At 64.6% G+C, this 8,862-nt stretch carries 6 protein-coding genes and 2 pseudogenes; all 8 read right to left on the bottom strand.

Annotated elements, in window-relative coordinates:
• Nucleotides 1–399: 399 nt before the first annotated feature.
• Nucleotides 400–927, bottom strand: a complete 528-nt coding sequence (locus NYZ98_RS40760; RefSeq protein WP_262850845.1) for a transposase — start codon at nucleotides 925–927, stop codon at nucleotides 400–402.
• The gene (locus NYZ98_RS40755; RefSeq protein WP_262850839.1) at nucleotides 924–1,418 is read right to left on the bottom strand and encodes a helix-turn-helix domain-containing protein; all 495 of its coding nucleotides are present in this window, start codon (nucleotides 1,416–1,418) and stop codon (nucleotides 924–926) included. Before NYZ98_RS40755 ends, NYZ98_RS40760 begins: the two co-directional genes overlap by 4 nt.
• Before the next feature lie 927 nt (nucleotides 1,419–2,345).
• A protein-coding gene (locus NYZ98_RS40750) for an IS3 family transposase (RefSeq protein WP_262850837.1) occupies nucleotides 2,346–3,571 on the bottom strand; the annotation gives its coding sequence in 2 pieces (ribosomal slippage) (nucleotides 2,346–3,259 and nucleotides 3,259–3,571; 1,227 coding nt in all).
• Between the two features lie 79 nt (nucleotides 3,572–3,650).
• Nucleotides 3,651–3,893 carry a tetratricopeptide repeat protein gene (locus NYZ98_RS40745; RefSeq protein WP_262850843.1) on the bottom strand — a complete coding sequence of 81 codons (243 nt, stop codon included), beginning with the start codon at nucleotides 3,891–3,893 and terminating at the stop codon, nucleotides 3,651–3,653.
• Nucleotides 3,894–4,155: 262 nt separating this feature from the next.
• The gene (locus NYZ98_RS40740) at nucleotides 4,156–6,015 is read right to left on the bottom strand and encodes a DUF2075 domain-containing protein (protein ID WP_262850841.1); all 1,860 of its coding nucleotides are present in this window, start codon (nucleotides 6,013–6,015) and stop codon (nucleotides 4,156–4,158) included.
• A 67-nt stretch (nucleotides 6,016–6,082) separates the two neighbouring features.
• Nucleotides 6,083–6,826 carry a CBS domain-containing protein gene (locus NYZ98_RS40735; RefSeq protein ID WP_262850835.1) on the bottom strand — a complete coding sequence of 248 codons (744 nt, stop codon included), beginning with the start codon at nucleotides 6,824–6,826 and terminating at the stop codon, nucleotides 6,083–6,085.
• Between the two features lie 432 nt (nucleotides 6,827–7,258).
• Nucleotides 7,259–7,453 (bottom strand): annotated as a pseudogene (locus NYZ98_RS40730) (IS3 family transposase); the annotation flags it as partial.
• A gap of 68 nt (nucleotides 7,454–7,521) precedes the next feature.
• Nucleotides 7,522–8,660 (bottom strand): annotated as a pseudogene (locus NYZ98_RS40725) (IS3 family transposase).
• Nucleotides 8,661–8,862: the final 202 nt, after the last annotated feature.

The following is an 8,862-nucleotide window of genomic DNA, read 5'->3' as shown; positions in this document are numbered from 1 at the left end:
TCGGCCGACATCAACGTCTCAGCCATGGTCTTCACCATGGATCGCAACAGATCCGGGTCTCCATGCTCGATCTGCTCGGCCAGCCACGCAGCGGGGTCCACACTGTTGTTCACGGCCATCGCTCTGTTCTCCTTCGTTCTGGTTTCGCAACCTGAAGGATCACGCGATGGCCGTCCTCATTTCACGACGCCACGCCTGCGACCTGGGGAAACTCGTACACCACCTCCGTGGACGCAACCCTCGCCAACGCGCCGACGCTCCAGATAACTGGTTCGAGACCGCGTTGGCTTACACCACCACAAAGCTCAAGGGCGCAGCCGCAACCCTTGCTCCTGTCGCCGCACCTGGTGCCATGGACCGCCCAGTAGGTTACCTACCGAGGTTAAATGGGTGATGTCGTCATGGTGGGGTGGGGACGAGTCTGGTGCCGATGAGGCAGCCGTCGAGGATGTCGTGGCGGTATTGGAGTCGGCGTAGGCCTTGGCGGATTGCTGTGATCAGGTCGTGGGGGTCGGTGAAGGCGCGGTTGGCCTGGGTGGTGCGCCGCAGTACCGACCAGATCCCCTCGACCGGGTTGAGCTGGGGGGCGTAGGTGGGGAGCTGGTAGACGGTGAGCCAGTCCCGCTCGGCAATGTAGCGGCGCATCCCGCCGGTCACGTGGGTGTTGAGGTTGTCCCAGACCAACACGATCGGGCCGCCGAGCTGGTGGTGGGCGGCCTGGATCAGGTCGCGGTAGTCGGTCCAGGCGAAGCTCTTGCGCCCGTCGGGGCGGGCATCGGGGCACGGCCGGTAGATCAGGCGGGATCGCTGCCCGGGTTTGTAGCAGACCAGGGCGGCCACCGATAATCGGCGTCGGGAGCGGCCGCGGACGCGCACGATCGGGGTGGTCCCGCGTCGGGACCAGGTCCTGGTGACCGGCGGCGTCATCGAGAACCCGGCCTCGTCTTCGAAGACGATCCATGCCCCGAGCGCCGCCGCGGTTCTTCCACCCGCGGCCACGTCTCCTTCACCCAGCCGGCCACCGCGGCCTCATCGCGCTCGACCGCCCGGCGGGCGGGCACCTGGACCGACCAGCCGTGCCGCTGCAGGGTCCAGGTCTGGTCCGGCCAGCCGTGCACCACCGGCCCTTTGTCCAGCTCGGTCTCCAAGACGGCGAACAGCTCATCGCTGAGCAACGGCAGCGAGGCCGGGCCCGTGGAGACCAGCGCCCGCTCACCGCCCTGTGACCAGGCTTTACGCCATCGCTGCACCGAACGCACACTCACTCGCAGATCGCGGGCAATGACCGCGTTCTCCTCCCCATGCGCGAATCGTTCGGCCGCCTGAATCCGCAACCGTTCACGGAAAGCACGACGCTCGGCGGTCAGCCCGCCACCTTGCGCATATCGCATGACGATGGATACCTCAAAGATCACCATCCGTCAGCTGTCTGCGACACCACACTTTTAAGGTCAGTAACCAGCATGGGACAAGTCGATGAGGTGCAGATGCGGGCGGAGGCGGGTGACCGAATAGCGGACTTTAAGCTGGCAACTATAGCGGCGAGTGCAGGGCGAGTAGAGGAAGCACTCACGCTGTTGAGAGCACGGGCGGAGGCTGACGACCGATTCGCTGCCTACCGGCTCGCAGGTCTACTAGCCACTCAAGGGCGAGTAGAGGAGGCCCAACGGGTCTTACGAGCACGGGCGGAGGCTGACGACCAGTTTGCTGCCTACCAGCTCGCAGATCTACTAGCCACTCAAGGGCGAGTAGAGGAGCTGGTAGCACTGTTGGAACCGCTAGCCGATGCTGGTGATACGAATGCTTCCGGTCGACTGGACTTCCTTATGGCTGGTCAGGGGTGGTTTCAGGATGCGTATATGCGATTGAAGGAGCGGGCTGACGCTGGTGACGATGATGCCGCCTACTGGTTCGCCACCTTGCTCGCCAAGGAAGGTCGATTTGAGGAGTTGCGTCGGCGAGCGGACACCGCTGACCCGTTTGCCGCTTGGCGGCTGGCCACTCTATTGGCAGAGCACGGGCACGCAGAGGAGCTACGTGGGCGCACTGCGGCTGGCAATGGATACGCTGGCGCCCAGCTGGCTAACGCGCTGGAGGCTGCAGGCCGCGCGGAGGAAGCCTCCGAGGTACGTCAATACGGATTATCCAACGAGAGAGTAAGCGTGAATACAACACGAGCACCTATTAACACGCGGGGCTGAAGCTAGAGCGATCGGTCGGTTGCGAGCCCGACGCGAAGGGCCCTGGAGCGGTCAGGCCGCCGTCCCGACTGCTGTTGTGCGCCATCGTGTTACGTACATCGCGCACCTTATGGGGGGCTTCCCCCATGAACGTGAACACCGATTTCAGGCGGCGGTCTTCAGGTTATCCGCCGTCCCTTCGTAGGCGATCGGGCTGAGCTGGCTGAGTCTGGAGTGCCGCCGGACGGTGTTGTAGCGGGTGATCCAGCGGAAGACGGCCAGGCGGGCGGTGCGGGCGTCGGGCCAGTGATGCGCGCCCTGCAACGTCTCGCGTTTCAGGCTCGCGTTGAAGGACTCGGCCGCCGCGTTGTCGGCACTGGTGCCGACCGCGCCGCGCGAGCGGATGATGCCGAGCCGGCGGCAGGCCCGCGCGAACTCCCGCGAGCAGTACTGCGCCCCGTTATCGCTGTGAAACACCGCGCCGTCCAGACGGCCGCCCCGGGTGTGCGCCGCAGCCTGCAGCGCGTCCACGACGAGCTCGGTGCGCATGTGATCAGCGATCGACCAGCCCGCCAGCCGACGCGAGCACAAGTCCACCACGGTAGCCAGGTAGAGGAACCGGCCGCCACCGACGGGCAGATAGGTGATGTCGCCAACGTAGCGGGTGTTCGGCAGCTCGGCGGAGAAGTCGCGCTGGATCAGGTCCGGCACCGGTGTCGCGTCCGGCTCCGGAATGGTGGTGCGGACCTTTCTGCGCAGACGCAGCCCGGCGATACCATGCTCGCGCATCACTCGCTCCACCCGCTTGTGATTGACCACGATCCCGGCCGCACGCAACTCGGCCGTCATCCGAGGCGAGCCGTAGGTTCCATCCTGCTCGACATGGATCCTCCGCACCTGCTCGGCCAGCTGCTCATCGGCCTGGCGGCGGGCCAGCCTCGCAGCGGCGCCCTTCAACCATCGACAAAAAACCGAGCGTGACACCTGCAGCACCCGGCACAACCGCTTCACCCCGTAGAGCGCCTTGTGATCCTCAACGAACTGAAAGCGGCTCACCAGTTCGTCTCGCCCGCGAAAAGCTTGGCCGCCTTACGCAGAATGTCCCGCTCTTGCTCCAGCTCCCGAATCCGTGCCTTGAGCTGCTTGTTCTCCTCTTCCAGCACGTCGTCCGAGGGTAGGTGCCCGGCCGACATGTTCTTGCCGGGCCCCACCCCGCCGGCCGCTCGTTGCCCGCCTTCACCCCGAGCCTGCGCGGCGCGTACCCACACCCGCAGCGTCTCGCGGCTGACCCCCAGATCCCGCGCGATCGACGTGATCGTCCGATCCGGCCTCGACAACACCAACGCCACCGCGTCCGCCTTGAACTCGGGCGGGTAGCTCTTCATCACCATCAAAGACATCTCTTCCCCTGGACCTCAAGATCCAGTCTCCAAGGTGTCCACATTCAAGGAGGAACGCCCCTGGTTCCATTCATGACCGGCTGCCCGTTCTCGCCATACCGCCAGGATGCGGTGTATGGTCAGGGTGATCCGGGCCCTGCACTCGCAGGCGGTCGGCCAGTAGCTCCTCATATGCGGCGGCCGCACCTGCGGCGTCTCCTGACCGACCCCGCCAGTGCGCCAAGTTGTTGCGGGTGGCCAAGGTGTTGGGATGGTCAGGCCCAGTACGCGCTCGCAGTCGGCCAATAGCTCCTCGTATGAGGCCACCGGCCACCACGGACTTGGTCGGCCCCTCATCCAAGATCGGCACAGTCAGCTCAGCACGGGTGCGAATCGCATGTGATTCCCATCGACGACGAATATTACGGCGGCTTGATGGTGCAGACCGATGCCGGAGCGCGCTCCGGCTCAGTCACCGCAATCGGTTCTACACCGAGGCGGCATCATCGGCATCCACCTGGTTGGTGCAGGAGGTGCGGCGACTGCGCGGACTGCGGACCACTGGTATCCGGAACGCGTGACGCTCCTGCGGACGCTCAGAGCCTCGCCGTCCGCATCAAGCTGGCAAGATGGCTCCGCAGCTCGGGGTCAACCGCATAGATCACCGTTCCACGCATCCCTCGCGTCAACAGGACCTTGTAGACGTTCCGCACAAGCTGGTCGAAGTCGCCGTCGGGGACGGACTTGCGGCTCCTGAACGCCGGGTCCTTGTTCTCCTCGCGCACGGTGACCAGGCGTCCGTCCCGCACGGACAAGTCGGGCCCTAGGATGACTCCGTTCCAGTCGTACTCGAACCCCTGGGCGGTGTACACGCACCCGACCTGCCCGAACCCGTTCTTCTCGCTCGCCCAGAGCATGCTGGGCGGGTAGTCGCCGACGGCCCTGTCCTTCTTGACGTTCCACGGCCGGGCCCAGTCGCCGATGACGACGTCGTTGACGAGAGTGTCATCGGGGCGCGGATCGCTCCACGGCCAGCAGTAGCCAGCGGTCATGCGGGCGGTGCCAGGCTTGGCGGCTAGGAACGCTTCGAGTTCCTGCGGTGAGTCGGCGAGCTGGACCTCGAAGTTCTCATCCCCGTCCCACTCCATCGGCCCGCCGTCCGCCAGGCCGAGCAGGCGAAGGACCCACTGCTCGTACTTCCGGCTGCCACCGCACCGGAACTGCTCGTCGAGGGACACGAAGCGGACGTCGTAGCCCTTGGCGCGGGCGTAGTGCTCGATGCCGGTCGCGGTGCCGAGCTCGCCGGGCCGCACCACCTGATGCTGATCGAGGAGGAAGACCGGAACCCGCGCCGCGGACAGCAACTCGTCGAGCTGGCTGCGTCCCGTCCTCTTGGCCGCCGCGGTGAAGCGGTTGGTGGAGGTCTCGCGAATGCGATGCGCCTCGTCGCAGATCAGTACGTCCATGCCGTTCTGCTCGGCGTCGGTGAAGCTGTTGAAGTACTTGAAGAGGTTCTTGATCCGGGTGCTGCCGCGGCCCGGGTAGCGGCGCATGGTCTGGGTGAAGGACTGCGAGCCGGTGGCGTGGAGTGCCGAACGGACCTGCCGGAACAGCTCGCCGAGGAGCGACAGAGCGATGACGCTCTTGCCGCTGCCGGGGCCGCCGGTGACGATGACGACCTGTTTGAAATCCGCCCGCCGGGCCTTATTGACGGCTCCCATGACCAGCTCGTACGCGACCTGCTGCTCGTCCAGCAACGTGAACTGCTCGCGCTCGCGGATCTCTTTCGAGGCGTAGGTCATGAGCTGCTTGCTAGGAGCGACCGCGCTGGACAGGAGCCGGTCTGCGGCTTCAGCGCCGGGCTTGTCGGCCAGTCGCTCGCTCAGGTACCGGAGGAACTCGCCACGCCGCTGCCTGGTGAACAGGCGGCTGCGCTCGTCGCGGACCTGCTCCGACAGACCGTCGATGTCCAGGTCCATCGCGTTGTGCAGGTACGCCGCTCCGTGCACAGCGTGCGGCTTTCCGTTGAGCACGCTGAGGAAGTCGCACATGTACTCGCAGTACCGGCGCACCTGCTCAACCGGGTGGAGCTTCTCGCCGCCCGGCATGCCGTCCACGATGACCAGATGTTCTCCTGACTCGGACGGCTCGGCATGGCTCCACTGCTTGAGTTCGACCACGACATACGAATCCTCACCGGTCCGCGGATGCACGCCGGCAAGCACCACGTCGGCGCGTTTGCTGGTCAGCGGAAGCTTGTACTCGATGAGCATTTCGATCCTGTGCAACCCGGCATCGACCAGGTCATGTGCGAGGACCGGCAAGCTGCGCTGCCAGGACTTGACCTCCGAGGGAGAAGGACGACGTCCCGTGGATGCCTTCACGTGTTCCGCAATCGCTTCCGCCAGGGCGGTTTCCATCGAAGAAGCCAGCAAGCTTTCGGCCGTGGTTCTCATCACCACTGACGCCGCCTCCGTCCCCCAAGGTGTGCCTGGCTCTTCTCGGTGAGGTGAGCGATCATGTTTAACATCCTGTGTCCAGCTTTCTGAGCCAGCTGAGAAATCCAGTAAGCTGCTCGACCTCTTCATCGGCCGGAGCCGTCAATACCGAACCGTGATGATGCGCGAACCGGTTTCGTATCCGACGTACGCCTGCGATTTCCTCGACGAACGCCGCTTGGTCAATGCGCCAGCCGAGGCGTGTCCACGCGTCTGTGCGACGAAGCAGATGCTCGATGCTCCCCAGACTCAACTCGTCCACAGAGCTTAGGGACGACTTGCCGGTAGCGTCCCGGAGTTCGTTCATCGTCGGGAACGCCACGTTGATGATGCGCCGAAGGCGGCGCTCGATCTCTCCGAGCAGCCGGTGAGGAGCGCTGAAACGATCAAGCGCCGTTATGGCGTCGCGATGGGTGACAATGCCAATGATGCGTGACCGCTCGTCCTCGACAAAAGCGAACTTGTGCCTCTCGAGCAACGGCAGAATCTCCTGCACTTCAGCATCGAGTTCGACTGTCTCAGCAGGACGAATAGCGCCCTGCAGCGTATGGTCCCGGCTGCAGAGCCGGGCGATGGTGACCGACTCCAGATCCACGGCGCCGATCAGGGTCAACGCTTCGGTTAGGACGGGCAGTCGGCTCACACCATGGCGAGTCAGCAGAGTTTCGGCTCGAGCCAGGCTGTCGGTGGGCGACAGGCTGATGAGCCGCCCCAGGCGAGCACAGGGGAGATCGGCAACGCGCAGCACGATGCTGCCGTCGTGTGTCATCGGTGGCCCCAAGGCCAAACGATACGCGTGCAAGGGCGCGCGAGGGCGACCAGGCGTTTGGGCAGCATGGGCTACTCCTACGGGTGGGGGCTGCCCTGCACCGCTATGCGGCGGGCGCCCGTCGGGCCGTGTGATGTTGAGACGATAGCGCTTGAAGGCGACAGTTCGCACCATTGATGCGTATGGGGCGAGCGTTATGAGGCCAACATATTGGGCATCTATGCCGATACCGCTACGGCGGTGGAGCCTCCCAGGGAGCATCTCTGCAGATCAGGGGCAGGACATGCAGGAGGCTCCTGAGCTGAATGCTGCTCTTGGCTTTGAACGCCGGCCACTTGAAGGAGAACCGGTGGTGTAGAGCGCAGGTGACCTGCGAGGAAGCTGGATCGCGGTTCTGTGTGTGAGGGGCCTCGGTGATTCTGGACAGCCGCCTTATGGGCGTAGCCTATGCGGCTGTTTGGGCTGAAAGGGACTTGTTGAGTACCTCCAGGGGGGCCGGTAGCCGAGCGCAGAGTGCAGGCGCCGGTGGTTGTAGAACCCTTCGATGTAGCGGATGACCTGCCGCTTTGCCTTGGCTCGAGTCGTGAAGACGAAGCGGTGCAGCCATTCGTTCTTGAGCACGCTGAATGAACCGTGCCGGGTTTCGTGGAGGCTCTGATGTACCCCGAGTTCCATGGAGTCGCTCTGGTCGACTCTCATGCCAGATGGGTGTTCGGGTAGAGCATCTCGTATTCAATCGGGGTGTGCATTTTCAGGGCGCTGTGACGTCGTTGGCGATTGTGGAAGATCTCCAGGTAGTCGAAGATCGCGTTGGCCAGTTCGATCCGGGTCTTCCAGCGGCGGCGGTTGAGCAGTTCGGTCTGCACGCGGCCCCAGAACGACTCGATGGCCGCGTTGTCGAAGCAGTCGCCGATGGAACCCATTGACGGGATGAGGCCGGATGCGCGGGCGCGGCGGGTGAAGGCCCAAGAGGTGTACTGCACGCCGTGATCGGAGTGGATCAAGGTGCCAGTGGCCGGTCGGCGATTGTGGATGGCCATGCCGAGTGCGTTGTTGACCAGGGTGGCGGTCTGGGTGCTGTCGATGGACCAGCCGACCACGCGGCAGGAGTAGGCGTCCAGTACGACGCAGCAGTAGACCTTGCCCTCCCGGGTGGGATGCTCGGTGATGTCGGTGACCCAGAGCTGATCCGGTCCGGTCCGGGTGAACTGCCGGTTCACCAGATCGGCTGCGGTCGGGGTCTGATGGGTCGGGCGTCGGCGCTTGTTTCCGGGCAGTCCCTTGATCCCGGCGCGGTGCATCAGCATGGTCATCGCGCCGTGCCCGACCAGGATCCCGCGGCCAAGCGTCAGCTCGGCGTGGACTCGGCGCCCTCCGTAGACGCCGCGGGAGGCGAGGTGGACCTGGCGGATCATGTCGGTCAGCCAGGCGTGCCGGATGGCCCGGGCCGACAGGGGCTTTGCGCCAAGGGTGGTTAGCCCAACTCCGACACCTCCATCACCCGGCAGGCGGTCTGGACGGGCAGGCCTTCGCTGGCCATCACCGCGATGGCCTCGAAGCGTCTTTTGGGGGGTGCCGCCTGCTTGAGCAGTTCACCGGCACGCCGGGTAACGGCCAGTTCGCTCTCCAACTCGGCGTTGTCGCAGGAGGTCACACCGTGCTTCAGGCCGGTGTCGATGAGGTCTTGCTCACGCCAGTCGTAGATCGTCTGACCGCTCATTTACAGGTCGAACGCGACTTGCCGGACCGTCCGACCGGCCTTCAGCAGATCCAGGACCTTACGACAGAACTCAGGGGGGTTGCGTCCACGGAGGTGGTGTACGAGTTTCCCCAGGTCGCAGGCGTGGCGTCGTGAAATGAGGACGGCCATCGCGTGATCCTTCAGGTTGCGAAACCAGAACGAAGGAGAACAGAGCGATGGCCGTGAACAACAGTGTGGACCCCGCTGCGTGGCTGGCCGAGCAGATCGAGCATGGAGACCCGGATCTGTTGCGATCCATGGTGAAGACCATGGCTGAGACGTTGATGTCGGCCGA

Origin of the sequence: Sphaerisporangium corydalis (assembly GCF_025506355.1) — a bacterium.
GTDB lineage: Bacteria > Actinomycetota > Actinomycetes > Streptosporangiales > Streptosporangiaceae > Sphaerisporangium > Sphaerisporangium corydalis.
Note: the sequence above shows the minus strand (reverse complement) of the source record. Positions and strands in the feature narration are given on the sequence as shown.

Excerpts from the sequence above, each read along its gene's own strand:
- NYZ98_RS40760 (WP_262850845.1), bottom strand. The coding sequence starts at position 927 with ATGACGCCGCCGGTCACCAGGACCTGGTCCCGACGCGGGACCACCCCG.
- NYZ98_RS40755 (WP_262850839.1), bottom strand. The coding sequence starts at position 1,418 with ATGGTGATCTTTGAGGTATCCATCGTCATGCGATATGCGCAAGGTGGC.
- NYZ98_RS40740 (WP_262850841.1), bottom strand. The coding sequence starts at position 6,015 with ATGAGAACCACGGCCGAAAGCTTGCTGGCTTCTTCGATGGAAACCGCC.
- NYZ98_RS40735 (WP_262850835.1), bottom strand. The coding sequence starts at position 6,826 with ATGACACACGACGGCAGCATCGTGCTGCGCGTTGCCGATCTCCCCTGT.